This window comes from Dactylosporangium sp. CA-233914 (assembly GCF_050942935.1).
In the GTDB taxonomy this organism is placed as follows: domain Bacteria; phylum Actinomycetota; class Actinomycetes; order Mycobacteriales; family Micromonosporaceae; genus Dactylosporangium.
On record NZ_CP192030.1, the window covers coordinates 12,637,524 to 12,664,269 of the forward strand.

The window sequence follows — 26,746 nt, forward strand, 5'->3', positions numbered from 1 at the left end:
CGAGGGTTGTCCGGCCGGCCCTCGCGCCGCGCGGCGGTGGGCCTAGCATGCAAAGTGCGGCGGGCACCCGGCGTCAGGGTTGGGACCCCAATCTTTTCCCCCGGTACCCTGAGTGGGGGCGCACCCAGCCCTGTCGATGCGCCGCGGATCCCGGACGGGGAGATCGGACCAGGGAGAGAGCCATACACCCTGACGTTGGCGGTTCGCCGACCGTCGCGAGCGCGACGGACGACCCGGCGTCCGGCTCCGGCCTCCTGGAACGCCACGGCGAGCTCGCAGAGCTGCGGGCCGCGGTCGACGGTGCGCGCCGGCGCGCCGGCGTCGTCGCGGTGATCCAGGGCCCGCCGGGAGCCGGCAAGACCGCGCTCCTCGCCGCCGCCGCTGTAACCGCCCGGGCGGCCGGGGTCGGAGTGCTGGCCAGCCGCGGACGGGAGCTGGAGCGGACCGTCGCCCTCGGCGTCGTGACGGATCTTCTGGCCCCGGCGGTCGCCGCGGTCCCGCCGGCGCAGCGCGCGAGGCTGTTCGACGGCCTCGCCGCGCCGGCCGCCGCGCTGCTGCTGCGCCCCGCCGAGGAGCCGGCGCCGCCCGGGGACGCCGCCCTCGTCGGCCTGTGCTGGGTGGCCGCCCACCTGGCTGGCTGGAACGTGCGGCCCGAGCCGGGCCGGCCGCTGCTGCTCACCGTGGACGACGCGCACTGGGCGGACCCGCTCTCGCTGCGGTTCCTGGCCATGCTCGCCGACCGGGCGGACCGGCTGGCGCTGTCCCTCGTGGTCACCGCCGGCGACGGCGAGCCGGACGAGCCGCCGGCGCTGCGCCATCTCGTCGCGCACCCGCGGGCCCGGCGGCTGACCCTGGCTCCGCTGAGCGCCGCCGCCGTCGACCGGCTGACCACCGCCACGTTCCCCGGCTCCGATCCGTCCCTCGCCGCGGCCGTCGCGCACGTCAGCGGCGGCAACCCGTTCTTCGTCGACCAGGTCCTGCACGCCCTGCGCACCGCCGGTACCACTCCCACCGCCGCGACCGCCGCGAACCTGGTCCCCGCCGCGGTGCTGCACGCGGTGCTGACCCGGCTGACCCGGTTGCCCGATCCCGCGATCCGGCTCGCCACCTCGCTCGCGGTGCTGGGTGACGACACGCCGATCGGGCTGGCCCGCGCCCACGCCGGCCTGCCGTTGACCACCGCCGAGGACGCCGCCGACCTGCTCGCCGCCGCCCAGCTGCTGCGCCCGGGCAACCCGCTCGCGTTCCGGCATCCGCTCATCGGCGCGGCCGTGCACGCGCACCTGCCACGCTTCGCACGGGCCAGAGCGCACCGCCGGGCCGCGGACCTGCTCGCGGCGGACGCGGGCAGCATCGACAAGGCGGCCGGTCACCTGCTGCTGACCGAACCGGCGCAGGACCCGGCCGCGGTGCGTGTCCTGTCCGCGGCCGCACGCCGGGCCCTGCGCCGGGGCGATCCCGCCGGTGCGGTACTGCTGCTGCGGCGCGCGCTGGACGAGCCGCCGCCCGGCGAGCGGGCCCGGCACCTGATGGACCTGGCCGCCGCGCAGGTGACCGCCGGTGACGCGAACGCCGACGGCCTGCTCACGCAGGCGTTGGGGCTCCTCGGGTCCGCCGAGGTGCACGCGCGGGCCGAGGCGCTGTCCGGGCTGGCCCGCATCCACCATGCCCAGGGGGACCTGGCCCGGGCCGCCACCGCCGCCGGGCAGGCCCTGGACCTGCTCGACCCGCGCGACCCGGCCTGGCAGGACGTGCTGGCGGACTTCCTGGCGGTTGCCACCTTCCACCCGCCGCTGCGCGCCGCCGCCGAGCAGCGGCTGGCCCCTGTCCTGCACGACGCCCGGGCCGGCCGGCCGCCGCGGCGGGCCCGGCTGCTCGCCCACGTCACGCTCCGGCTGGCGCTGGCCGGTGATCCGCCGGCGACCGTGGGCGCGCTCGCCGCCCGCGCCCTGGCCGACGACCCGTTCGTCGATCCCGCCGATCACGGCACGCTGTTCGGGCTCGTCGCCCACGCCCTCGTCATCGCGGGCGAGTGCGCCACGGCCGAGTCCGCGGCCGACGCCACACTTGCCGCGGCCCGCCGCCGTGGCGATTACCTGGCGCTGCGTTCCGGCGCCTTCCACCGCTCGCTCGCCCACCTCGCCCAGGGCTCGCTGACCGCGGCCCTCGCCGATCTGCAGGTGGCCCAGGGCACCCCGGACGCGGGCTGGCGCGGCGCCGCGGGCTGGCTGACCGCACTGGCCGTCGACATCCACCTCGACCTCGGCGACCGCGACGCGGCGCGGCGAGCGCTGCGCGACGGCGGCGAGGTTGCGCCGGACACAATGGAGGCCGCTCTGCTGGGACTCGCCCGGGCCCGGCTCGCCCTAGGCGACCACGACCCGGCCGCCGCTGTGGCCGGCGCGCAGGCCGTCGGGGCCGGCCTGTGGCGCGGGTTCGGCATCGACCATCCGGGCCTGCTGCCGTGGCGGACGACCGCGGCACTGGCCGCGCATCGCCTCGGCGATCACCGGCAGGCGGTCCGGCTGGCCCGCGACGCCCACGAACGCGCCGGGCAGATCGGCGTGGCCGTGGCCGTCGGGTCCGCCCTGCGGATCATGGGAGTCGTCGCCGGCCCGGGCCCCGACGCGACCCTGCTCGCGGAGGCGGTGGAAACGCTGCGGGGCACCGGCGCGGCGCTGGAGCACGCCCGCGCGCTCGTGGATCTCGGGACCGCCCTGCGGCGCCAGGGGCGACTGGAGGCGGGCCGCGGCGCGCTGCGCGACGGCCTGGCGCTCGCCGACCGGCTGCACGCCGTCCCGCTCGCCGAACGCGCGCGGACCGAGCTGCTGGCCGCCGGGGGGCGGCCCCGTCGTACTGCCGTGACCGGCGTCAACGCGCTGACCCCGGCCGAGCAGCGGGTGGCGCTGCTGGCGCTGCACGGCGACGGCAACGCGACCATCGCGCAGACGCTGTTTGTCACCACGAAGACGGTGGAGACCCACCTCAGCCGCGCGTACCGCAAACTCGGCATCACCGGCCGCAAGGAGCTGGGCAAGGCGTTCGGCTCTGGCCCCTGAGATCAACATCAGCTCGGTCCACCCTCGGGTCACCGGCCTATTGGCGGACGTCGACAAAGACGGCGTAGTCGTTGGCGGCGTCCGGGTCGCAGACCACGACCACTTCGACCGTGGTGGTCGTGGTGGGTCGCAGGCCGGCGCGCCCGGCGGAGCTGCGCCGGGCCTGGTCGAAGGTCAGGTTGTACTCGCCGTGGCCGACCGTGCGCGGGTGAGTCGGTCGTCGAGAAACACAGGCTGGGTCCAGGCCGTACGACCATCCGAGTCGCGCACTACGGCCCGTACGTAGCCCTCGTCTCCGCGGATCTCGTAGACCGGGCCGGTCCCGCTGACCTCCGCGAGCGGGCGACCCCCGGCACCGACGAAGCGCGTGCTGTACCGAGGCATTGCAGGGAATCGGGCGCCGTCCCACCCGTGCCGCTCACCGATCGTCAGGGCATAGCGGTCGCCTCGGGACTGCAGGTCATCTAACACGATGCCGGTCGATGCATAGAAGTCGCCTCGGGCGAGCGATTCGATGATGGCCGCTTGGGTCAGCTGCGCCGCTCGCACCGTGATCCAGGCCTTTCCTGGCGTCGGGGCGTCCCGGTCGTCGAATGCGAGGTAGTCATGGGCATCGTCGCCCGCCGTGGCCCAGATCACCATGCCCAGCGTCAGCAGCTCGTCCCAGAGCTCCTCGGTGGAGGGTGTCCGCTCGCCCGTGGCGTCGGTGCCACCGAGGTTGCCGGCCGCCCAGAATGCGTTCGCGACCTCCATGAGCAACACTCCGTCCAGTGCCTCGAGGTCCTGGCGGCGCACCGACCAGTGCAGGTTGGGATGGTTGATCTGGGCGATCCCGCCGGCGGCGCGAACCGCGGCGACGTTGCGGACGAAGGTCTCGGCCATCGTGTATTGGTCTGTCGGGTAGCTTGCGAATCGGGCGGCGATCCGCTCGTCTCGCTCGAGGAGCGCTGCCAGTCCGCCCGGTGGGGTCGCCCGCCAGACCGCGAGTTCCTCGCCGGTGAAGTCGGGATAGCCGAGGGGGAGGATGAGCCGGTCAGTGCCGATGGCGTTGACGTGGGCCTGGCGCCGCCCGTGGGGATGGGCCGGGTCGAGGACCATCTGGGTGATCTCCTGGCCAGGCAGCACGAGGAAGTCGGCCGTGCCGAGTTGCGCGTTGAGCGGTGCGACATCGGTGAGGTGCTCGTGGTCGGTCACCACGACGAACTGGTAGCGGTGATCGCGATACCAGGCCGCCACGGTACGGGCATCGGTGTGCACGTCTGAAGCGGGCGGCTCGGCGGTGTGGGTGTGCACATTGCCTCGGTACCAACGCAGGCCGCTCGTGTGCTCAGTCATGCCCACACTCTTCGGAACGGAATTTCGTACCGCAACAAGCGTACGAAAATTTCATCCATCGTTGGCCGGCGAAACGGCAGCCGTTCACGGCGCGTGCCTAGCCTCGCCGTCATGACCACCTCGGAGGACACCACCGGCATTCGGGCACCTTCGCCTGCCGCCGTCAGGCCACCGGTTCTCGAGCGTCTGCGCGCCGCGCTGCCGACCCTCGCCCCCGCCGAACGCCGAGTGGCGGACGCGGTCCTGCGCGATCCGCTCGGTGTTATCCACAAGTCGGTGACCGAACTCGCCCGAGACGCCGACGCATCCGCCGCCACGGTGATCCGGCTGTGCACCGGGATCGGCCTGCGCGGCTACCAGGAACTCAAAATAACGCTGGCCAGCCAGGCAATCCCCGCCGCGAGCCGGGTGCACAGCGACATCGAAGTCAATGATGATTCCCGAACGATCGCGCGGAAGATCCTCGGCAGCACGGCCGACGCTTTGCTACGCACATCCGAGTCGATCGATCCGATCGCACTCACCGCGATGGCGCGCCGGATCATGTCGGCCCGTCGGATCCTCATCGGTGCCGTCGGCACGTCGGCGCCGCTGGCGCAAGACTTCGCCTACCGGCTCACCACCCTCGGCATATCTGCGGTCTTCGTGCCCGACGTCCACACCCAGCACGTGACCGCCCGGATGCTCGACACCGAGGACCTCTTCTTCGCGATCAGCCACACAGGGTCAACCTTTGAGACGCTCGCCGCGGCCCGGGCGGCGCGCGAATCGGGTGCCGGCAGTGTCGCGCTCACGAGCTTCGCGGCCTCACCGCTCAGCGATGTGGTTGACCTCAGCCTCGTCGCCGGCAGCTCGGAGACCGCGTATCGGGTCGAGGCCATGGCCAGCCGCATCGTGCACCTCGCGGTTCTCGACGCGCTCTACGTCGCGATCGCGCTCGCGCTCCCGACGAGCGCGGCCAGCCTGGCGATGACCGAAGACGTCCTCGTCGAGCATCGGCACTGAGTCATGGCCGTCACACTGCGACGCGACCGTCGGCGGCGAGAACCTGCCACGGCCGGATCCAGGCTCGTCCGGCGTGAGCGGATGGCTCTAGCGCTCATGGTCCTGCCTGCCGCGACCGCGATAACGCTGTTTGTGGTCCTGCCGGCGGTGCTCGCCCTCATTGGTAGCTTCTTCCGAATCCCGCTCTCCGGCGGGCCGTGGCGATTCGTCGGCCTGGCCAATTTCGAGCGGGTGGCCACCGACCACGCGGTGCAGCAAGCGGTTGGGAACACGCTCGTCTACAGCGTGCTCACGATCGTACCGAGCCTTGCCATCGGGCTGGCGCTCGCGCTGCTCGCCAACGCCGCGGGCCGCGCCAAGCCGCTCGTACGCACACTGCTGTTCCTGCCGATGACAGCCAATCTGGTCGCGATCTCTGTGGTGTTCAGCTGGATCTTCAGCTATCGGGGCGGATTCGTGAACCAGATGCTGGCCCTGGCGGGGATCGCCCCTGTGAACTGGCTCGGTGATCCCTCGACCGCGCTACCCGTCGTCGCCCTCGTTGGCGTCTGGCGCGCGGCGTCGCTCACGATGGTCATCTTCTTCGCCGGGCTCGCCACTGTGCCGACAAGCATCGACGAGGCGGCCCGCGCCGAGGGGATCCGCGGAGTGCGCAAGCTGGTGCTGGTCACGCTGCCGATGATCCGGCCCACCGTGACCTTCGCGACCGTACTGGCGATCATCAATTCGGTCCAGGTATTCGACACGATCAACGTGATGACCCAGGGCGGCCCGCTCGGTTCGACGGAGTCGATGCTCACCATGGTCTGGCGGATCGGCTTCGGTTACTTCGACCTCGGAGCCGCTTCAGCGCTCGCCCTGCTGCTGCTCGTCGTGCTGATCGCGGTCGGCCTCCTGCAGCGTCGATCCCTGACGGGGTGGGGCCGATGAGAGTCATGGTCCGCGTCGCATTCGGGCTCACCCTCGCTGCGGCGATCGCCATCTCCGTCTTCCCGTTCTACTGGATGCTGCGGACCTCGGTCGCGCCGAACGATGAGACCTTCTTCGAAGGAATCTCGTGGTGGCCGTCCCGACTCGACTTCTCGGGGTACGCCCGCGCCTGGGAGCAGGGCGGGCTTGGCCAAGCGATCGGCGTCGGGCTGGCCCAGACATTGGGCATCCTTGCGCTGCAGTTACTGACGTGCATCCCCGCCGCGTACGTGCTGGGCACCGTTCGGACCCGAGCGAGCGCGGTCGCGCTGGCGGTCGTACTCGCCTGCCTGCTCGTGCCGACGCAGGTGACCTTGATCCCGCTGTTCATCGGCATCAACGTCGTCGGGCTCGGCGACTCATTGACCGGCCTGATCCTGCCGTTCATGACCAGCGCCTTCGGCATCTACCTCATCCGCCAGCAGATCGTCGCGATCCCGGACGCGTTGCTCGAAGCCGCACGAGCCGACGGGCTCGGACATCTGCGCCGGCTCACCAACATCGTCATCCCGATCGCCGCGCCGGGAATCACCGCATTCAGCATCTTCTCGGTATTCGCGCACTGGAACGAATATCTCTGGCCCCTGCTTCTCGCACGCAGTCCCGGCACCCGGACGCCGCCACTCGCGCTGGCCGTCTTCCAACAAGCGGATGTCGGGTACGACTATCCCGCGCTGAGCGCCGGCGCCGCGATCATCACCGCCCCCATTGTCGTGCTCTTCCTCGCCGCACAGCGCCGCTTCGTTCAGGGCCTGAGCGGCACGGAAATCCCAAGCTGACCGAAGCCTCCTCCTCAACCACCTCAGCAGATTATTCACGGAAAGGAAGAAGGACATGCGCTCCCATGCGCCCATCGGGCTCGCCGCGCTCGCAGCGTGCTCGCTCGCGCTTGCGGCATGCTCGTCAACGTCCGCATCGGATGCTCCGGTGGCCGACGCGGCGGACATCTCCCAGTGCGATCCCGCACAGTCGTCGCTCATCGTGAGCCACCAGCCACCTGCGGCCGATGCGGTGACCTACGCGGTCCGGCAGATGAAGGGCAAGTACCCAGGACTCGACATCACCGTCAACTCGCTTCAGACCGCCACGTACGACGAGTTCACCCGGGCCGTCGTCGCAGACTCCGCCGTCGGTAAGCGTCCCGACCTCATCGTGTCGGGCCTGGGCCAACTGCGCTTCTGGGTCGAGCAGCACCACCCGCGACCAATCAACGTCAACGCGCTCCCAGCGACATACCAGCGGGCATTCCTCAGCGCCGGCACGGTCGACGGCAAGGTCTACCTCGCACCGGCTCAGGTCTCGATTCCGTTCCTCGCCGTGAACCAGACCGTGCTCGACGCGGCCGGCGCCGGCGACGCCAAAGACATCCAAACCTACGACGACCTCTACGAGGCGGCCCGCAAGGTGACCGCGAAGACCGGGGCCCCGTCGGTGTCGATCGGAACCAACAACATTCCCGACTGGCTCAGTCAGGCCTTCGTGCAGGGCGCGGGAGGCACGTTCATCACCGATGACGGCAAGCCGGCGTTCGGTGACGAACTTGGTGTATCGGCTATGTCGATCTGGAGCGACCTGAAGGCCAAGGGCCTCGAGCTCGGGATCGTCATGGACGCCGACAGCCAGGCCGCGTTCACGCGCGGCCAGGCGGCGTTCGTGATCACCTCCAGCGCAGGCATCGCGAACTTCGAAAAGAACATCGGAGACAAATTCAAGTGGGCCGCTGTCGACCTGCCCACCGTCAACGGCAAAGACGGTCCCATGCCCGCCGGCGGCAACGGCTGGATCGTGCTGAGCCAGGACGCCTGCCGGGCCGCGTTCGCCAACGCGATGATCGGCTACCTGCTTTCGAAGGACGGCGTGCTCGCGGCCAGCGGCGCCTCGTGGAGCTACATCCCGGTCGACTCGGCCGCGGGCGCGGAACTGCTCGCCAGCAACGCGGCAACCCCGCAGCGCTCCTACGCCTGGTCCTACAACCGTCCGGTGACCCCGTGGGGCGGATGGCCGGGCAACGCAACCCAACAGGTCGTCGACATCTTCCGCACAACGTCGCAGAAGCTGCAGTCCGGCGCCGATGCCAAACCGACCATCGCGAACGCGGCCGCCGCCATCGAACGCCTGGTGGCGGAGTAACCATGCCTGTCGTCGAGCTGACCGACATCCGCAAGTCCTTCGGGAGCGTCCGCGCACTCAACGGCATCAGCCTGACGGTCGAGGACGGCGAAAACGTCGCCGTCCTCGGACCCTCCGGATCAGGCAAGTCAACCCTCCTGCGCATCATCGCCGGGCTCGACCAGCCCGACCGCGGCAAGGTCACATTCGATGGACAGTCGCAGCAGGGAATCCCCGCGCACCAGCGCGACTGCGCGATCGTGTTCCAGCACTTCGCCCTCTACCCGCACATGAACGCCCTGCGAAACATCACCACCGGCCTGCGGCACGGCCTGGGACTTGCCAAGGCGGAGGCCGAGGCCCGCGCCCGGGACATCACCGCGCGAATGAAAGTCGACGACCTGCTCGACCGCAAACCGCGCGAGATGTCCGGCGGGCAGCGCCAACGCATCGCGCTCGCCCGCGCGCTCGCCCGACGCAGCGGACTCGTACTGCTCGACGAGCCGCTTTCCGGCCTCGACGCTCAACTGCACACCACGCTACGACTGGAGATCGCCGGACTGCTGCGCGCCGCAGGCGCGACCACGATCAACGTCACCCATGACCAACTCGACGCCCTCGCAATGGCGGACCGGATCGCGGTCATCGACGCCGGCCAACTCGAACAGGTCGGCACCCCAGACGAGCTGTACACCGAGCCCGCAACCACATTCGTGGCAGCGTTCATCGGAACACCTCCGATGAACCTACTCCCCGTCGACGACCTCGGCACCAGCTCCTTCGATCACATCATGATCAAGACAGGCGAACCGGTCACGCTGGGCGTGCGCGCCGAACATCTCACACTCGGCCCCGCAGCCACGGAGGCTTGGCGCCTCACCGGCGTCGTCGGGCTCGTCGAACCAACCGGACTGGACAGGATCGTCCAAATCCTCACCGACCGCGGCGACTCCGTCGCATTCCGGTGCCCGATCCCGGCGGCACCACCTGTGGGCACGCGGGTCACGGTGTCAGCACCGCTCGAAGCCGTGCACGTCTACGCCCGAGCCTCAGGCCGCCGCCTGGGCCACGTGGAATCTGCCGGGATCGCCATCACGGCCAGCGCCGCGTGAGCCGGACGGAAACAGGCATGCCGCCCGGACAGTACCGCGACGCGCTCGTGCTCTTCGACTGGAACGGAACAATCGTCCTCGACCGCGACCGCGCGCGAACCGCGCTCAACGAAGTCCTCGCGGCACGCAGCCTCGCCGTGCTCACAGCCGACGATTTCTCATCGCGGTTCCAACTTCCGATCGCCACGATGTTCGCCGAACTCGGAGTCACGCCCAACGGGCTCGCCGACGCCGAGGCGGACTGGAACCTGGCGATGGCCAGGACGGCGGCCCCCGCGCGTGCGGGCGCCACCGAGACGTTGCAGACGCTCGCCGACGGCGCGGCCGCCCTCGGTGTCGTATCGGCGGCATCCGCGGCAGCCGTAGCGGCCGACCTCGAACGGTTGGGGCTCACCGGACGCTTCCACAGCATCGACGCTCCCGCCGTCGACAAGACGACGGCGCTCAGACTGCGACGCGGTCAGACACCCCGCGCGTGGTACGTCGGGGACACCACCTACGACATCCGCAGCGCCCTTGCCGTGGGCTACCGACCGGTCGGAGTCGCAGGCGGGTATGCGACCGTTGCCGCACTCCGCGCCGCCGGCGCCGCCATCATCATCGATGACCTGCGCGAACTGCTGCCGCTGATCGGCAGTCCGCTGTGATCCAGCTAGGCCGTGTTTCATCGGGATCAGAGCCATTCGTTGAGCGCGGTGATGTGCAGTGTGGCGAGGTAGCGCACGGCGAGCTTGTCGTACCGGGTCGCGACCGCTCGGTGGCGCTTGAGGCGGTTGATGCCGCACTCCACCGCGTGGCGCTGCCGGTAGCGTTCGGGGTCGAAGGCTGGTGGGCGGCCGCCCTTCGATCCCAGCTTGCGCCGGTTGGCGTCCTGTTCGGCCTTGGACGGAATGGTGGCCCTGATCCCCACGCCGGCGCAGATAGCGGCGGTTGGCCAGGGACGTGTAGGCCTTGTCGGCCAGGACCCGGTCCGGGTGTCAAGCCATCCGATCAGCTGGAGCCCGCTGATCGCCGCCTGGTTGGGGTGCGCGGCGATGGCGTAGTTACGCATGTACCGGATGAGGTCGAGCTGCTGGTATCCGACGTCTGAGACGAGGCCCATGTCGCGGGCCGCCCCGATCAGCTCGGAGTCCTCGACCTTCTTGAGGTCGGCCTCGTTGTGCAGCTTGTTGCGCCGGCCCTTCGAGCGTCACCGACGGTGGTGGGTCGGGCACTAACGCTACCCGTGGGGTACGACAGAATTGCGACGCCGACGTCCGGCCTATTGCCGCACGCCAGGGGCCCCGACCGGTGGCGGCGAGCAAGTCGGTGGTCGTGTCAAGTGCGCGACACTTCTAGGTCTAGCTGAACGGCCGTTCGATGTCGTCGGATGCGCGACCCTGACAAGGGACGGTCGGCGGGTAGTCGACCTCAGGGTTGACCGGGTCGAACGCGGCCAGTCGGCCTGCTCGGCGGGCACTTCGTAGACGGCGCCGGTCCGGCGGCGGCTCAGGTCGACCTCCGGCGGAATCGTCAGGCGGAACTCGCCGCCAGCCGCGGCGACATCCTGCCGCGGGTAGAACTCGCTGTGGTTGCCGCCGACCTCGTGGACCTCTGGGACCAACCAGTATGCGCGGCCAGGCCCGGGCGGGCGCCGGCTCTCGGCGAATACGGTGACGGCCCGACGGACAGCGGAGGCAGCAGTCACGACGACGGCGGGTCCGCTGTTCGTGTTCGGCGCGCGCGGTTGGACACCAGCCGGGCGTCGCCTAGGTCGAACAGGCCGCCGTCTTGGGTACGGGGGCTGTCGAGCAGGCGGCGGCACTGCGCGTCGGTCACTTCGACCACGTAGTAGGTGCGCCGGACGCTCAGCACGCTATTCGGTGACGCCGCCCGTCCACCTGGCAGATCGCCGACGCCCTGGAGTAGAAGGTGATCCCTCGAGGAGGTGCAACCGCCCGACGACGTCAGACGCCGCGAACCGTCTGCCAGCGACAAGTCCTGCCGCCCACGGCGCTGTTCAAGATCCGAACCAGCCAGCACGGACGGCTCCCCGCCAGCACGCCCCGACCTGGACCGTTGCCAAACAGCGGATCCCTTTCGGAACACGACAGGTCCACAGTGGACGAAACGCGAGAAGCGGTTGATCTACGTTTCCGCAGCTCAACCGCCTCTTGATGTTGCGCGCCTGAAGGGACTCGAACCCCTAACCTTCTGATCCGTAGTCAGATTGGCGTTCTTCAATGTAACTACGGATTTTTGATGCACCGCCGTGTCGATTTATGGTCGCTTCATGCTCGTGGAGTTCGCTGCGTTTCGGCTGGTCCACGCGCTGAACCCAGTGCAGCACGCCCACAAAAGGTTATGCAACTTCACGCCCGTGCCGAAACGCAGCCGTCCGTGCTCGTCAATCGCGAAACGTCCGAACACATTCCGAACACAACGCAATCGAGCCCGCACCGGCAAATGGGACGCGCTCACGCCGCCGGTTGGCGGTCGCTTGCGCCGAGTTGGGGCGTAGACGCCGCCAAGGATGGGCGCCCGTCGTGCTGACGGTGGCCGCACACCCGATCACCACCGGAACTCAGCGCGATCGCGTCCCATGCGGCCTGGCCAACCGAGCAACAGCCGCGAGGACCCCCGGCGGTGATCGGTCATGATCGGGTACGCGCTCATGTTTGATATGCGTGCGTTGCGCAGGTTCGTCGCGAGCATGATGAAGGGGTGGACATGAAGGCGGGCCTTGAACCCGTCGTGGACGTTTCTGGGGGCGATTGGATCGCCGGACGGCTGCGTGGATCATTCGGGACGGTAGGTTCGGTGGTGCCGCAGGGGTTCGCAGCCTACGCTCGCGTTCTGCATCCCGTCGAGCTTGCCGATGGTCGTGGATCGCTGAGGTGGGAGCAGGTCTGCCAGCTCACCGGACGCATCCCGCACGCCCTGATGCAGTGGGCTGCCATCGCCACCCCTACCGCCGCGTCCGAGGTCGCGACGACGCCGTCTGGCCGCTGGGAGGGCGGCGATGTGCGGGTGGGCACACTCGCCCCAGCCTTGCTCGGCGCGCTGATCAATGTCCTGGCTCCGGCTACCGGCGGGCAGGACTGCTTCCACGCCCTGTGGGAGGGCTGGGGCTGGGTCGACGGCACCGGGGTGAAGGTTGTCTCCGCCGATGACGGCCGCCCGGTCGAGTCGGCACCTGTACCGGAGCCCGGAGTGTCCGCTGAGGTATGGGCGCTGCCGCGTCTGCGCCTGCCGCACCGTGCCTACCTTTTGTTCCGCGGGCCGCTGCGAGCGGCACTAGGCATGGGCTGGCAGGGGTCACCCTGCGGATTCGAGCCCCAATCGCCCAGCCTGTTCTGGCCAGCTGACCACTCTTGGTGCGTCAGCACTGAGGTCGACTTCGATTCGACTCTGGTCGCCGGGTCGCAGGATCTTGTCGATGCCGTGCTGACCGTACCCAGTCTGGATGCATGGTCTATCGAGCCCGACGACGACCTCACGGTGTTCGCTGACCTGCCAAACGCCTCCTCCTGACATAATCAGCTCCATCCGCCCACACCGCCGTTGGCCTACCTCCGCCGATGACGAGAGGCCATGCCACGGTCGAGTGACCGCCTGCTCGGTTTGGCGGCCGGTCGTGGCCGTTCCAGGAGAGGTACATTGCCGACGTGCCACGCCTTTACCACGTCTCGTCCGTGCACAATCCGGGACTCGATCCGATCGTTCGGCCTGGACTGGACCCGGATGGGCGCCGCACCCGGGATCGCCGGCAGTCGCAGGCCGAGGTCGAGGGCGTCTTCCTTTGTGTCCAGCCGGGCGAACCCGACTGGTTGGTCCGGCTCAACAACACCGGCGGCCCGGTAGACGTCTGGGCCATCGCGGGTTCGTGGACCTGTCCGGCCGGCAGGGCCTACTCGGGCAGGTCGAAGGCCGCACCGCCCAGACGGTCATCGACTGGCTGGACGACCGCGACCCCGGCCTGGCGCGACGCGGTTTCCGAGGCAGGGCGAAGAACCGAACCGGATACTGTGCGGCGCACCAAGAGCCGGCGGGGCGACCGACATCTACTGGTTCGTGGAAGCGATCACCTCACGTCAGATCATTGAAGCGTCCCGACCGCATGCTGTCCGCTACTGTAGTTGGGCCATGTGGCGACGAGACGCGCACGGACCAAGCGCTGCGGAACCTCCTCACGACTCGTCGCGTCGAACGTATTCATTCAAGATCCCAGAATATGTTCAGGTCCCGCTTGTAATTTGATTCAACCATCTTGAAACGGCGGCAGATCTAGGGTCAGCTCCCGATCCGGGATTCCCGAGTAGACAACGGCATTCACGTCATCTGGAAAATGGGAGAGAAAGCTCACTCCACGGCACAGGAAGACCAGCCGATCCCTGTCTATCAGCCACATGTCAGCGATTCCCGAGATTCCAGGGAAAGGCACCATGTCCGATAGACCAAGCATGGCGACGTCAGCCCCTTTAAACCTCCTCGTCTCAGCCGCTACACCACGAAGCAGGTATTCGAGCGCTAGCGACTCAATCCAACCCTCCACCGACGCATACAGAGGAACGAACTCGACCTCACCCACGCCGAAAGCGCCATCGGCCGCAAGGAGGAAGTCGTAGGAGACAGAAAACCGAGCGGGACCCGCCTCAAAGTATCCAGTAGCTGACCAGTCCCCCACTAGCAAATCAGGTCCAAGATATCGAGGACCACCGTTGTAAAACAACGATGGTGGCAAGTAGAGGTCGCCCCAGCGCTGCCCGTATTCCACCGCCCGTTGCACGAGCTCTCGATCGGCGCCCTGTCCGATCCAGACCTCCGCTGACCGCCGGACAGGCTCGCTCAACACCCGGTGCCCATCACCATGCACGAATGAGCGAGCACGCCGCGACAGAGTTCCTGCCGCCGGCATATCTATCACAACGCACTCCTTCACCCATTGAGGTGATCTCAGCGAGGAATGCTGGCTGATTTGGACGACACGGACATTGCGTCCAATGTGGACGGTGCTGGAAGAGGGCTGGGGCCCTCGGTAGGCAGTTCTCACCACAAGAACACCCGCCCACGGTGAGGACCCCAGTGATCGCCTATCGTGCCATGCTCGACGTTCCCAGGGAACTGGTCCACCACGTCGCCGGGCTCCTACGCGCCGACCGCCGCAGACGCGGAACCCGACGCGGAACACGAGCGTTGACCTGCTGGTATCACGCCCTGCTGGTCCTGGTCTGGTACCGCAAACGCGAGGACCTGACCCTCCTCGCAGCCGGGTTCGGCGTGTCACGCGCCACCGCCTACCGCTACCGCGACGAGGTCACCGCCCTGCTCGCCGCGACCGCCCCGGACCTCCACGACGCGCTGCGCCGCGTGGCCGAGGACGGCTGGTCCCATGTGATCCTGGACGGCAAAGTGTTCACCACCGACCGCTGCGCCCAAACCACCACCAGTGTCAAAGGCAAAACCATCGACGCCTGGTATTCCGGCAAGCACCGCGACTTCGGCGGGAACATCCAAGCGATCATGCGCCCGGACGGCCTGCCGATCTGGACCGCACCAGTGTCACCGGGACATTTGCACGACCTGACCGTCGCCCACGATCACGACGTCCTCGCTGCCCTGTATTGGGCGGCATCGCAACTGGACTTGCCCACCCTGGCCGACTCGGGCTACGAAGGCGCAGGCCGCGGCGTCCACACTCCGGTCAAACAGCCCACCGACGGCAGCGCCCTGGCCATCGACAACCGCGCCTACAACCTCCTGCTGCGATCGATGCGCTGCCGCGGCGAACGCGGCTTCGCACTCCTCACCACCCGCTGGCACGCCCTGCAACACACCACCGCCAGCCCAACCAGAATCGGCGACTTCGTCAAAGCGGCACTCGCGCTCACCCATTTCGAGCACCGCTACCTGCCGATTCCTTGTTGAGATCACCTCATTGGAAGACGAGAGCGGACTACGGCCACCATCACCATGAGCCGAAGAGCCGCCGGATCATGGGCTGACACTCGTCCTTACAGGGGCTGACCCCTTCTCCGGAGTTCACCTTGAGCGTCCGGAAGGTGCCTCCGAATATCTCATCCCCAGCCTTCTGAGCCTCGTTGACCGCGCAAACTTCCGAACAGCCCGTGTGGCGCCCGCGTAGTACGTCATCCAAGACCGAACCCGGCTCGACATCTACGCCCCCAGGTGTGGTGCGACCATAATACCGGCTACCACTGGGCGAAGTGTATTCGGTGACGAATCGGGGCGCATTGGGACCTACGTTTGCAGTGACTGATCAGGTGGTGGCTGCGGCGGTGGGTAGCCAGGGATGGCCGGTGGCGAGTTCGGTGAGGGCGTTGATGATGTTGCGGCCGTGCGCGGCGGCGGTGGCGAGGTAGGAGCGGATCAGCGTGAATTGCTGGGCTCCGTCGAGGGTGCGTAAGCAGCCGGATACTTTCTGCCGGATTTTGACCATGCGGATCTGCTGCTCGGCGGTGTTGTTGTCGAACGGGGACCGCAGATCGGTCGCGAAGCGCAGGTAGTCGTCGATCCGGTCGCGCATCCGCCGGGCGAGGGCGGCCAGTTTCCGGCCGGTCTTGCAGGTTTCGTGCTGGTGGTCCTTGACCGCGACCAGGGCGGCCTGGTGGAACAAGCCGGTCTGCTCCGCGAGGAGATCTGTGTCGATCCCGGTCCGGCCCGCGGCGCGGGCGGTGTCAGCGGCGGTCTTGAGTGCCAGCAGCGCGTCTGTCGCTTGTCCGGGCCACACCGCCTCGGGTGCCAGTTCGCCGGCGGCGGCAAGCTCGCGTAGCAGATGCGCACAGCACAACTGGTGTCCGCCCGGGGTGTAGGTGTCGTACGGGGCCCACGCGTCGTGCACGGCGATCCCGGTCATGCAGCCCATGATCTGCCCGGCGTCGATCCCGGCCCGGCCACGCTTCGGATGGACCCATACCAGGGTGTATCTGCCGGTGGTAGCCACGTGCACCCAGTGCAGCCGCCCCGCGACCCGCAACCCGGACTCGTCGACATGGACCACGCTCGCGCTGCTGAGCGCGTCACGGACCTGATCGACAAACTCCGAATCAGCCAGGACGTCGCTGGCACGAGCGTGCGCGGCAGCGACCGCGCCGGCCGACATCGCCACCCCGAACAGATCCGCCATCGCCTGCGCGGTCCGCGCCTGCGCCCCGAACAACGCCTGCTGCAAATACACCGCGGCAGCCTGGGCCCGGGGCCCGTACTGCACCGGGGCATCGACCCCGTCCGGCGCCCGGCCCGCGGTGACCTGCCCGCACCCGCACCGGCGCGAGACAATCCGATGCTCGCTCACCCGCACCCCGATATCGGGCAGCTCGAACACCTGCCGCACCACCGTCGCGGCCAGCGGGGCACCACTCAGGTCATCACCGCACCGGCCGCAGCCGGCCGGTTCATGCGTGATGCGCTCGTGCGGGTCGGTGACCTGCCGCAGCGTGCGGCCCTCATGGCCGGGCTGCCCGCCCGGGCGGCGACCCGACCGCTGCCGCAACGACCTCGGCACCGGCTTCCCCAGGCCGTCCGACGACGGCGGCTTCGACGAGTTCGACGAGTCCTGCCCGAGCCGGGCCCGCAGATCTGCGTTCTCCGCCCGCAACACCGCGTTCTCTTGCCGCAGCCCGCCGTTCTCACGCTCAAGCACACCGATCCGAGCCTCCAACCGGGCAAGCCGCTCAAGCAGCTCCACGATGGACGGCGATCCGGACACCCGATCATGATCCAGCACAAACCACGCAGGTCAAGTCAACCCGCCGACCAACACCTGATCAGTCACGGGAACAGGAGACGCAGCCATGTATTACGGTGCGTCACCAACCACGATGAACGCCAGGGCCCGCGTCGCGGCAGATTGGTGCGTTCGTCAACGGGCTCGCACGGAGCGGTTTACCTCGCGCGCATCCACCCCTGACCAGCGACGTATACACGCTCAGATCCCAACGTTACGACGCTAGTCTCGGCTAATGAAGACGTACCTGCAGAGCCCGAACGCGCTCTCCAACGCGGAGATCGCAGAGGTCTACTCCCTGGCTGAGCAGCACAACGTAGGCATCTGCCTGTACGGCGGCACCCAGTCGCCGTCTAAAGGCGCTGCGGAGTGGTCAGCCTCCGGGAGCATCCTCGCGCTGCGCCGCTTCATGAAGGCGGTGGGGTTCAGCACCATCCCCAAGCCGTCGTATCCCGAGGTCCGGTGGACCGACAAGAACAGGTGGGAGTGACGACCGCTCATCGGCATGACCGGAAGCCCGCCGAACCGATCGGCCTGACAGCGAGTGACGAGCGGTATGCGGCGTGAGCGCGCACCCAATCATGATTCAGGTGGCGGTGAAGAGCACTGCGCGTCCAGCGGCGGCAGCCCGTTCGTAGAAGGCTCGAACGTCGGCAAAGCCGTCCCAGGTGTACTCGAAGTCGGCATCGTCACGGGTGCCGCGGTAGCCCGGGTCGTCGATGGCATCGAAGCGGCGGCGCAGCCATGTTCGGTCCACGCCGCGCAGAGCGGTGGCGACATCTCGGGTCTCGGCCGCGCTGATGTACACGACGTAGTACTCGTCATGCAGATGCCGTCCACCGAGCACGGCGAGAGACAGCGGGTACTCTCCGCCGTCCGGGTCGAGGGTGCCGTCGGTCAGACAGCGGTGGATGGCGTCCCACGCCTTGTCGGTGTCGACCTTCAGCCCGCCGTCGCGCCACGACTCCTCGATGTCTTCGAGAAGTTCGCCCACCGTGTCGCTGTCGCCTTCGTCGTCAGCTGCGAGCAGCGAGCGTTCCTGGTCCGACGTGATGGCGAAATGCACCCCCAACATGCCTAGATCGTATGAGGTGACGCCGGTCCGAAAAACGAAACAATGGCCAGGTTCACAGCACGATCGCTTCGAGCGAGCTCAGCGGCCATGAGCGGATGCTCGCACGGGCATCCTCTTCGGCGATCCTCAGCCGCGACTGACGAGAAGGTACCGCTCGTCCGTGATCGTCTTGCCCCAGAGGGCCTCGTCGTGCAGCGTCCTGACGTCTGCCACCCGGCCGTGACGGCGCACCAATGATGCGCACTCGTTTGCTGCCATCCCTGCGCCCGTTGCCCAACATCCCTCGATGAGCACCAGTCTGCCCTGCGGCCGGAGAAGGGCAATCCAGCGAGCGAGTACCGCTTCCGGATCCGGGAGCGCCCAGAGCACGTGCCGTGCCAAAACAACGTCGAATGAGGCGGGCTTGAACGGCGGCCACGTCGCGTCACCGAGAACGAGGGACACCTTGACGCCGTGCCTCGATGCCTTCCCCCTGGCTACGTCGAGCATCCGCGGCGAGGCGTCCAAGCCATGGACGTCATGTCCTGCTTCGGCCAGAAGTACTGAGATGCTTCCAGTCCCGCAGCCGACATCAATGACCGATGCCGGTGCAGCGGGTAGCACGGGCGACAGCAGGTTGATCCATGCGCTCCTGACGGCGAGATCTCGAAGGCCATGGTCGGCTTCGTCGTCGAACGTCGCAGCGTGCGCGTCCCAGATCTCGCGTCCGTTGTCGCTCATGTGCTGATCATGCCTGGCTTGGCCACGCGTTGCGGTGGCGGCGTGCACGGTCATCGGCGGGCCCGGATGCGTATCGGCTGTGGTGGGGTGCCTGCGGTGGTGCAGTCAGATGGTCGGCGGCCGGCTGCGGTGAGGGTCTGGGCGGGGGTCGGCTTGGCGGTGGTGCCCCAGCCGGGGTGCGGGGACTGGGGGTGCGGCCGGCGCGATGGAGCCAACAGCCCGGACGGCCAGCGCTGTCGCGGACGTCCGCACGGCGATGCGACCCGGCAGATGATCTTCGCTGAAGACGGTCGGCGCCGGCCTGGATCACGATCCGGGGACCCTGCTTGATCTTGGCTGACGCCATGGCACCCAGCCCAAGATCCAGACCAACCAGCACGAACGGATCCCCACCAGCACGCTCCGACCTGGACCGTTGCGAAACAGCGGATCCCTTTCGGAACACAACAGGTCCACAGTGGACGAAACGCGAGAGGCGGTTGATCTACGTTTCCGCAGGTCAACCGCCTCTTGATGTTGCGCGCCCGAAGGGACTCGAACCCCTAACCTTCTGATCCGTAGTCAGATGCTCTATCCGTTGAGCTACGGGCGCTTGGTGCTGGGACTACTATACACACCCGGTTTTTCGGGTTTTGCGCGGAGGCTCCGGGATTCGAACCCGGGATGGGCTTTAAGACCCAAACCGCATTAGCAGTGCGGCGCCATAGACCGAACTAGGCGAAGCCTCCAGCAGTCCCCGTCACCGGAGACCGCCGTCCGAGGATACAGGCAGGCCCGCTGGACCGGCAAAGCGGGTACGCCATCCGGCGGGCCAGGGCCGGGCGACGGACGCAGAACGGGTGCTCAGGGCGGTTGACCGTTACGCTCGTTCAGATGGGAGAGGACGCAACCCCCGGCGAAGACCCCGACACCGTACCGCGCAAAGCTACCCCCTCCCGCGGCGCCCGCCGGCCCGCGGCGCTGGGCGACACGGCTCTGCGGTTCGAGCCGCCCCCACAGGACCTGTCCAGCGAGGAAGGGCCGCCCCCGGCCCCGCCCGGCCCACGGACGCCCGCACTGACGACACCGTTCGCGCCCGCTGCGGCGACGGTCGCCTCGACGCCCATCCGCCCGGGCCCGCCGCCAAGCCAGAACCCGCCACCGCCCGAGCCCACCACCCGTCCGGCAACCTCCACGCCCGCCCGCACGAACCACCAGGACCCACCGCCCGCCAGCCCTCCGGCGGCCCCCACTCCCTCCCTCGCGAGCCGGCCGAGCCACCAGACCCCCACCGCACCACCGGCAACCGTCGCACCCACCCTCGCGAGCCGGCCGAGCCACCAGACCCCCACCGCTTCCACGCCCGCTGCACCACCGGCAACCGCCGCATCCACCCGGGCCAGCCGGCCGGTCCGCCAAACACAGCCGCCGGTCGAGCCCGCCACCCCACCATCGACCGCCACACCCGCCCGCGCGAGCCAGACTCCGCCCCCGGACCTCCTGGCAGGTGAACCCGCAGCTGCGCCCGCCGAGGCGACTCCCCCAGCCAAGAAGGCGGCGACCAGGAAGACGACCGCGGCGAAGAAGACCGCGGCCAAGAAGGCGACCCCGGCGAGGAAGAGCGCCACGCCCGGGATTGAGACGAACTCGGGCGAGACGGCTCCGGACCCGGTCATGAAGGCTGCCAAGAAGACGGCCCCGGCGAGGAAGCGGGCCGCGCCCGGGGGCGAGACGGACTCGGACGAGACGGCGCCAACTCCGGTCCAAGAAGCCGCCCCGACCGAAGAGACCGCTCCGGTCGTAAAGGCCGCCAAGAAGGCGATCCCGGCGAGGAAGCGGGCCGCGCCCGAGGCCGAGACGGACTCAGACGAGACGGCTCCGGGCCCGGTCGTAAAGGCCGCCAAGAAGACGACCCCGGCGAAGAAGAGCGCCACGCCCGGGATTGAGACGAACTCGGACGGGACGGCTCCGGACCCGGTCCAAGAGGCCGCCCCGGTCGTGAAGGCCGCCACTGCGGCGCCCGGCGAGACCGCCGCTCCGAAGGAGGCGGCCGCAACAGGAACGCCTGGCGAGACCGCCGTGGCAAGGGCGGCCGGCTCGACCGCCGCTCCGGAGAAGGCCACCGCAGCAGAAGCATCCGAGCACACCGCCAGCCCGACGACGGCCACCGCGGCAAAAGCGACCGACGAGACCGCCGGTCCGGACAAGGCCACCATGGCAGATGCGGCCGACGTGACCGCCGGTCCGGAGAAGGCCGCTGCGGCAAAAGTGGGCGGCGAGACCGCCGGTCCGGAGAAGGTCGCCGGGGCGAAAGTGGGCGATGAGACCGCGAGTCCGGAGACGGCGGCCGCGGCCATGGTGGTCGTTTCGCGGGAGAAAGTGACCAAGGACACAGCGACTGCGCCCGAGCCTGAGCCGATCATCGGAATTGCACCGCCCGTGAGCGTGGTATTGCCCAGTGTCAACGCGAGTGAGAGTGCTTCAGTTGATGCACAAACTCCCCAAGCGCACGAAGGGACCGAATACCCCGGCGACCGAGAAATCCGGATTCATCTGGTCGGGGCGAATCCGGCATACCTTCCCGAAATCCTCGCGCTCGCGGCCGTGGAGCGGCTGGGTGCCGGTGCTCGGCGGCGTGTCGAGTGGTACCAGCTCACGTATCCAGACGCGGACCGCGACGCTCTGTCGCGGGCCATTACGCACGAGTTCGTCCGCCGCGCCCGTCGCCAGGGATTCGCCACCGCCGTCGCCGGGCCCGCCGGGCTGGTCGTCGAGGCCGCCGGGGTTGCCTGGCTGCAGGCCAAGCTCGTGCTGCACTTGGCCGCCGCATACGGCCACGACCCCGAGAACCGCCGCCGCGCCGCCGAACTGCTGGTGCTCCAGCGCGTCCACGCCACGGTGGAGACCGCGGAGGCGGCCGTACGCGCCGCCGAGCGCAAGGGCTCGCGCCGGGCCGGCGTCGAGCGCCTGACATCCCCGCTGGCCAGGGCGATCGTCCCGGGCCTGCTGCGGGCCGCGGTGACCCGCCTCGCCCGCCGGCTCGTCCCGGGACGCAGCCGCGGCCTTGCGATCGGCGCGGGCCTGGCCGTGGGCTCCATCGCGGCAGCCCGCAGCACCGAGCGCCTCGCCGCCCGGACTGTCCGCTACTACCGCGGCACGCTGCGCCGAACGCCGGACGAACACTGAACCCGAGCTGGCAACCCGGGCGTAGAAATGGCTGTACGGGGAGTGAGGAGTGCCGAAGTGTTGGCCGCGGGAACCGTGCGGGACAGCAACCGGAAACGAAACGGCAACGTCTTGGTCACCGTTGAAGCGAATCCGAGCCAAGCCAGGGGACGGCAACGTGAACTGCTCTTATGTATAGTCTCGCCCTGTGTCGCTTACCTCTGGCGCTCTCGACTCTGACGCCGCCGACGTGAACGATATCGACATTGATGCATTGAACGTTGGGCGGAAAGCTGTGACCGGCAAGGTCGAACGGGAGGCCGCCGTGTCCCCCGCGGTGACCGGGACCACTGCCGAGACCAGCGAGACTTCATCCACAACGGACAACACCCCCGAGGATCCGGCGCCGACGCCCAAGTGGCGGGCGTGGATTCGGCCGTGGATGGCGCCGTGGATTCGATCACTGAAGGCCGCCGCGGGCGTCTGGCTCGCCGCCGGGCTCGCCTACGTGGTGGTCACGGTCTTCGCGGGGCGCTTCGTGCCCACCCGCGAGCCGCAGGTGCACAACCTGCTCGGGTCCTGGTATCAGTTCGACACCCTCTTCTACGTCCGCATCGCCGAGGACGGATACCTCTACAACAAGTTCGCCCCGGCGTTCTATCCGCTCTACCCGGGCCTGATCAAGCTCTTCAACCCGATTCTGCCCGGCGGGGCGTTCCCGGCCGCGCTGTTCGTCAGCATCATGTTCGCGCTCGTCGCGCTGACGATGCTGCACCGCCTGGTCGACGAGGAGTTCGGCGAGAAGGTCGCCAGCCGCACGGTCTTCTACATCGCGGCGTTCCCGGCCGGGTTCTTCTTCCTGGCCGCGTACAACGAGTCGCTGTTCCTCGCGCTGGTGCTCATGTCGCTCTACGCCGCACGCAAGGGCAACTTCTGGTTCGCCAGTGCCTTCGCCGCGCTGGCCGGCTCCACGAGGCTGTTCGGGCTGCTACTGGCGGCGCCACTGGCGTATGAGTACATGCGGCAGCGGGGCTGGAGCATCCGCAAGATCCGCTGGGACGCGCTGAGCTTCGCGTTCATCCCGAGCGGCGTGATCGCGTTCGCGATCTTCCTGCAGATCAAGCTCGGCGACTGGCTCGCGTTCAGCCACGCCCAGGACGGCTGGAAGCGCACCTACGGCTGGCCGGGCCAGCCGATCTGGAAGACGCTCAAGCTGCTCAACGACAAGCCGTATCTGCTGGACTGGCGCCTGCTCCAAGGCCTCAACCTGGTCTGTGTCGTGGGCGCGATGGTCCTGCTGCTGCTGACACTGCGCAAGGGCCGCTTCCACTTCCGCCGCGACCAGTACTACCTGCTCGTCTACGCCGCCGCCCCGATCTTCCTGTTCATCTGCACCGAGGCCGGCTGGCCCAACTACCTGATGTCGGCCCCGCGCATCGCGCTGGAGTGGTTCCCGTGCTTCATCGTGCTGGGCATGATGGGCGCGAGCCGCACCTTCGAGCGCGTGTACCTCTTCATGGCGCTGACGTCCCAGACGCTCTTCCTCGCACCCATGCTGCTGCAGATCCAGTTCTTCGCTTAGGGAATGGTCAATGGCTGCGGGCCGATCGCCACGGTGGTCCAGGCCCGCGCCGCCGTCCCGTCGCCGAACTCGATCATCCCCAGGTAACGCTTGTCAGGATCCAGCCCCTGCCAGGTGACGTCGAACGGCAGTGAGGCATTCGGCGCGATCGGGCGCGCCTTCGGCGTGACGGTCAGGTTGCCGGTCAGCGGGCTGCCCACCAGGAACACGTGCGCCTTCACCACCTGCGCGGTGAGCGTCGGGGGAAGGGCGAACTGCACGACGTACACCTGATAGGTCCCGGAGCCACCGGTCAGCGGAACCTCCTCGTCGGAGGTCGTGCCGTCGCTGCGCCCAACGAGCTTCCCGTCCTGGTAGACGTAGAGGTCCAGGTCGGTGCCGGGGGCGTGGTCGGCGTCGTAGGTCGCCAGCCGGGCGAGCTTCGTGGCCGGGGGCAGCGTGAACTCGAAGCTGAACACGGCCGGCGACAGGCCCGGCGCGGACGGCACGAAGGCGGCGGTGCTGCCGAGCAACTTCTGGGCGTGGACGGTGGAGGCGGCCAGGCCGTAGGGGTGGGCGGTGACGGTGCCGGTGTACCCGCCGAGCAGGTCAATGGTGGCGTGGCCGGACTTTCCGGTGCCGGTGATCTCGCCCGGGCCGGAAAGCGCCACCGGACGGACCGCGATCGGGCTGCGCGCGAGGTGGCCGCGCAGGTCCGTCCAGGTCAGGCTCCCGAAGGTGTACTCCCGGTAGGCCGCGTCGGTCCGCTTGACGGTGACGGTGAACGCGGCGGAGCCGCCGGCCGGGACGGTGATCGTGGACGGGTTCACCTCGACCGTGGTGCCCTTCGGCGGCGTGACCGAGGCGACGTAGACGCTCGGCAGCGCCGTGACGTTGGTGACGGTCCGCGTGACGGTCTGGGCGCCGGGCAGCGACCCGACCGCGATCGACGGATAGTTCAGGTCGCTCGGGTCGATCCGGCCGACGGCCGGGCACCAGTCGCTGGCGGTCTGCAACTGGTCGAGGCCGCAGGCGTATCGCGCCCAGTCCTGCGCCCCCGAGTCGTACACGAGCCCCGGGTCGAAAGCGCGGGCCGGGCGGACCTGCCCGGAGCCGTCGTCGAACGGGTTGGCGTCGCGGTCGCCGCGCTGGATGGCGCCGCCGGTGTTGTCGAGGTCGCCGGCCGTGGTCATCATCGCGGACTTGAGCGCCGCCGGGGACCACTGCGGGTGCCGGGCGCGCAGCAGCGCGGCGATGCCGGCGATGTGCGGGCTGGACATCGAGGTGCCGGACTCGCCGTCGAAGAGGTTGCCGTGGTGCCCGGCCGGGGAGACGCCGGCGACAATGTCGACGCCGGGCGCGGCGATGTCGGGCTTGATGAGGTCGCCGGCGCCGGCGTCGGCCGGGCCGGCCGAGGAGAACGCGGCCATCGCGGGAGCGCGGGCGACTGTGACGGTGGTCGCCGAGATCTTGGCGTGCGGGGCGGCCCCGGCGGCGTACACCTTGATCGCCGCCCCCGCCGTCTCGTCCACGTGCACCGTGGGGACGACGTGGTAGTCGGCGTTGAGGGAGTTCTCGCTGGGGTTGTACAGCAGCATCCCCACGCCCCCGGCGTCGCGCACGGCGATGCTCTTGTCGGTGCGCGGGTTCACGCCCCGCTTGCACAGCACGATCCGGCCCTTGACCTTGGCGGGGTCGAGCGCGCCGGGGTAGCACAGCTCGACCTTGTCCGCCTCCGCGCCGGCCCGCCCCGCCTTCACGGAGTCGACCAGCGGCGCGTCGGGCACCGCGGCGCCCTGGCCGACCCCCTCGAACTTGCGGCCGTCGCCGAGCGTCACGCTCTTGACCGCGCCGCGGTCGTGCGAGCTCGCGGCGACCGTCGTGACCCACGGGGCGTTGTGCGCGACCGTGGACGCGTCCGGCCCCGAGTTGCCGGCCGCGGCGGCGACGAACACGCCCGCCGCGGCCGCGTTGTAGAAGGCGAGGCTGACCGGGTCGACGACGAGCGAGGTGGAGCCGGAGACCGAGTAGTTGATGACGTCGGCGCCGTCGGCCACCGCGTCGTCGATCGCGGCGAGCAGGTCGACGGTGCCGCCGGAGCCCTCCCCGTCGGCCTGGCGCCACAGTGCCTTGTAGACGGCGATCCGGGCGGCCGGGGCCATGCCGGAGACCTTGCCGACCGGCTTGCCGTTGATCGCCGCCGGCACGTCGTGGTCCCCCGCGGCCGTGGTTGCGGTGTGGGTACCGTGGCCGTCGTAGTCCCGCGGGGACTGGAACTCGCCGCTCCAGTCGCCGAAGCCGCTGCTGTTGTAGTAGCGCGCGCCGATCACCTTGTTGTTGCAGGTGACCTGCTGCTGCGGCGTTCCGGTGCCGGTGACGCACTCGCCCTTCCACTTGGCGTCGACGACCGCCTGGTCGGGGCGGGGTTCGGGCAGCGCGGCGAGGCTGGGGCTCTCGGGCCAGAAGCCGGTGTCGATGTCGGCGATGATCATCCCCGCGCCGGCGCGGGCCGGGTCGCCGAACTCCTTGTTCCACACCCCGCCGGCGCCGGCCAGGCCGAGGAACGCGGGCGTGGAGATGGTGTCGACGGTGCGCCGCTCGTTCTTCCACAGGCGCAGCACGCCGGGGGTACGCATGGCCTTCTCGCGCTGCTGCGGTGTGAGGGCCGCGGCGAAGCCGTTGAACACCGTCTCGTAGTCGACGACCGTCCGGCCGATGCCGGCCCGGCGCAGCACCGACTCCCGGCCGGCCCGCACGGCGGCGCGGGCGCTCTCGGTGCGTCCGGCGGGGTCGCCCGCGAGCTGGACGATGTAGAGCGTCGTGTCCGTTTTCGCGGCGGCCGGCGCGGGAACGGCGACGGCACCGGCGAGGACGAGGGTGATAACGAGAAGGATTCGGCCCACGGAGTCAGGGTAATTGTCCGGATTTGCC

General features: G+C 69.1%; 20 protein-coding genes, 2 tRNA genes and 1 pseudogene. 12 read left to right on the forward strand and 11 right to left on the reverse strand.

Annotation, left to right across the window (positions count from 1 at the left end):
• The first annotated feature begins 47 nt into the window (after nt 1-47).
• Entirely contained in the window at nt 48-3,059 is a 3,012-nt protein-coding gene (locus tag ACQPY0_RS56585; protein ID WP_432981443.1) for an AAA family ATPase, read from the forward strand.
• A gap of 174 nt (nt 3,060-3,233) precedes the next feature.
• Here the strand turns inward: ACQPY0_RS56585 and ACQPY0_RS56590 are convergent, their stop codons facing one another.
• On the reverse strand, nt 3,234-4,394 hold the full coding sequence (locus ACQPY0_RS56590; RefSeq protein ID WP_432981446.1) for a hypothetical protein: 1,161 nt from the start codon (nt 4,392-4,394) through the stop codon (nt 3,234-3,236).
• A gap of 111 nt (nt 4,395-4,505) precedes the next feature.
• Here ACQPY0_RS56590 and ACQPY0_RS56595 point away from each other — a divergent pair, with 111 nt between their 5' ends.
• The 6 genes from ACQPY0_RS56595 (at nt 4,506) to ACQPY0_RS56620 (ending at nt 10,236) form a co-directional block, all read left to right on the forward strand.
• On the forward strand, nt 4,506-5,399 hold the full coding sequence (locus tag ACQPY0_RS56595) for a MurR/RpiR family transcriptional regulator (RefSeq protein WP_432981449.1): 894 nt from the start codon (nt 4,506-4,508) through the stop codon (nt 5,397-5,399).
• Nucleotides 5,400-5,495: 96 nt separating this feature from the next.
• Nucleotides 5,496-6,329, forward strand: a complete 834-nt coding sequence (locus tag ACQPY0_RS56600; protein ID WP_432981452.1) for a carbohydrate ABC transporter permease — start codon at nt 5,496-5,498, stop codon at nt 6,327-6,329.
• 5 nt (nt 6,330-6,334) lie between these two features.
• Nucleotides 6,335-7,147 carry a carbohydrate ABC transporter permease gene (locus tag ACQPY0_RS56605; protein ID WP_432981455.1) on the forward strand — a complete coding sequence of 271 codons (813 nt, stop codon included), beginning with the start codon at nt 6,335-6,337 and terminating at the stop codon, nt 7,145-7,147.
• A 148-nt stretch (nt 7,148-7,295) separates the two neighbouring features.
• Nucleotides 7,296-8,498 (forward strand): extracellular solute-binding protein, encoded by a 1,203-nt coding sequence (locus ACQPY0_RS56610; protein ID WP_432981458.1) that lies wholly within the window; start codon nt 7,296-7,298, stop codon nt 8,496-8,498.
• A 2-nt stretch (nt 8,499-8,500) separates the two neighbouring features.
• Entirely contained in the window at nt 8,501-9,589 is a 1,089-nt protein-coding gene (locus ACQPY0_RS56615) for an ABC transporter ATP-binding protein (RefSeq protein WP_432995848.1), read from the forward strand.
• Between the two features lie 17 nt (nt 9,590-9,606).
• Nucleotides 9,607-10,236, forward strand: coding sequence for an HAD family hydrolase (locus ACQPY0_RS56620; RefSeq protein ID WP_432981461.1), 630 nt, complete (start codon nt 9,607-9,609; stop codon nt 10,234-10,236).
• A gap of 26 nt (nt 10,237-10,262) precedes the next feature.
• Here ACQPY0_RS56620 and ACQPY0_RS56625 read toward each other — a convergent pair.
• A pseudogene (locus ACQPY0_RS56625) lies at nt 10,263-10,563 on the reverse strand (transposase); the annotation flags it as partial.
• 709 nt (nt 10,564-11,272) lie between these two features.
• On the reverse strand, nt 11,273-11,611 hold the full coding sequence (locus tag ACQPY0_RS56630; protein ID WP_432981464.1) for a hypothetical protein: 339 nt from the start codon (nt 11,609-11,611) through the stop codon (nt 11,273-11,275).
• Between the two features lie 681 nt (nt 11,612-12,292).
• Here ACQPY0_RS56630 and ACQPY0_RS56635 point away from each other — a divergent pair.
• Entirely contained in the window at nt 12,293-13,102 is an 810-nt protein-coding gene (locus ACQPY0_RS56635; protein WP_432981467.1) for a hypothetical protein, read from the forward strand.
• Between the two features lie 727 nt (nt 13,103-13,829).
• Here the strand turns inward: ACQPY0_RS56635 and ACQPY0_RS56640 are convergent.
• Complete coding sequence (locus ACQPY0_RS56640) at nt 13,830-14,357, reverse strand: hypothetical protein (protein ID WP_432981470.1); 528 nt, start codon at nt 14,355-14,357, stop codon at nt 13,830-13,832.
• 314 nt (nt 14,358-14,671) lie between these two features.
• On the opposite strand from ACQPY0_RS56640, the gene ACQPY0_RS56645 reads away from it, so the two are divergent.
• Nucleotides 14,672-15,496: a transposase family protein gene (locus ACQPY0_RS56645; protein WP_432995377.1), complete on the forward strand. Its 825-nt coding sequence runs from the start codon at nt 14,672-14,674 to the stop codon at nt 15,494-15,496.
• 352 nt (nt 15,497-15,848) lie between these two features.
• On the opposite strand, the gene tnpC is transcribed toward ACQPY0_RS56645, so the two are convergent.
• Complete coding sequence (tnpC, locus tag ACQPY0_RS56650) at nt 15,849-17,297, reverse strand: IS66 family transposase (RefSeq protein WP_432981473.1); 1,449 nt, start codon at nt 17,295-17,297, stop codon at nt 15,849-15,851.
• A gap of 253 nt (nt 17,298-17,550) precedes the next feature.
• Here tnpC and ACQPY0_RS56655 point away from each other — a divergent pair, with 253 nt between their 5' ends.
• Nucleotides 17,551-17,805 (forward strand): hypothetical protein, encoded by a 255-nt coding sequence (locus ACQPY0_RS56655; RefSeq protein WP_203744929.1) that lies wholly within the window; start codon nt 17,551-17,553, stop codon nt 17,803-17,805.
• A 96-nt stretch (nt 17,806-17,901) separates the two neighbouring features.
• On the opposite strand, the gene ACQPY0_RS56660 is transcribed toward ACQPY0_RS56655, so the two are convergent.
• The 5 genes from ACQPY0_RS56660 to ACQPY0_RS56680 all read right to left on the reverse strand — a co-directional run bounded on the left by ACQPY0_RS56660 (nt 17,902) and on the right by ACQPY0_RS56680 (nt 21,512).
• Nucleotides 17,902-18,381, reverse strand: a complete 480-nt coding sequence (locus ACQPY0_RS56660; protein ID WP_432981476.1) for a YfbM family protein — start codon at nt 18,379-18,381, stop codon at nt 17,902-17,904.
• A 135-nt stretch (nt 18,382-18,516) separates the two neighbouring features.
• Nucleotides 18,517-19,110, reverse strand: coding sequence for a class I SAM-dependent methyltransferase (locus ACQPY0_RS56665; RefSeq protein ID WP_432981479.1), 594 nt, complete (start codon nt 19,108-19,110; stop codon nt 18,517-18,519).
• A gap of 519 nt (nt 19,111-19,629) precedes the next feature.
• A tRNA-Arg gene (locus tag ACQPY0_RS56670) sits at nt 19,630-19,702 on the reverse strand.
• A gap of 45 nt (nt 19,703-19,747) precedes the next feature.
• A tRNA-Ser gene (locus tag ACQPY0_RS56675) sits at nt 19,748-19,838 on the reverse strand.
• Nucleotides 19,839-19,979: 141 nt separating this feature from the next.
• Nucleotides 19,980-21,512 carry a hypothetical protein gene (locus ACQPY0_RS56680; RefSeq protein WP_432981482.1) on the reverse strand — a complete coding sequence of 511 codons (1,533 nt, stop codon included), beginning with the start codon at nt 21,510-21,512 and terminating at the stop codon, nt 19,980-19,982.
• Between the two features lie 181 nt (nt 21,513-21,693).
• Between ACQPY0_RS56680 and ACQPY0_RS56685 the strand changes: the two genes are divergently transcribed.
• Both ACQPY0_RS56685 and ACQPY0_RS56690 read left to right on the forward strand, forming a co-directional pair.
• Entirely contained in the window at nt 21,694-22,275 is a 582-nt protein-coding gene (locus tag ACQPY0_RS56685) for a hypothetical protein (RefSeq protein WP_432981485.1), read from the forward strand.
• Nucleotides 22,276-22,549: 274 nt separating this feature from the next.
• Nucleotides 22,550-23,836, forward strand: coding sequence for a mannosyltransferase family protein (locus ACQPY0_RS56690; protein ID WP_432981488.1), 1,287 nt, complete (start codon nt 22,550-22,552; stop codon nt 23,834-23,836).
• Here ACQPY0_RS56690 and ACQPY0_RS56695 read toward each other — a convergent pair.
• Nucleotides 23,833-26,718, reverse strand: coding sequence for a S8 family peptidase (locus ACQPY0_RS56695; RefSeq protein ID WP_432981491.1), 2,886 nt, complete (start codon nt 26,716-26,718; stop codon nt 23,833-23,835). The genes ACQPY0_RS56690 and ACQPY0_RS56695 overlap by 4 nt on opposite strands.
• Nucleotides 26,719-26,746 lie beyond the last annotated feature (28 nt).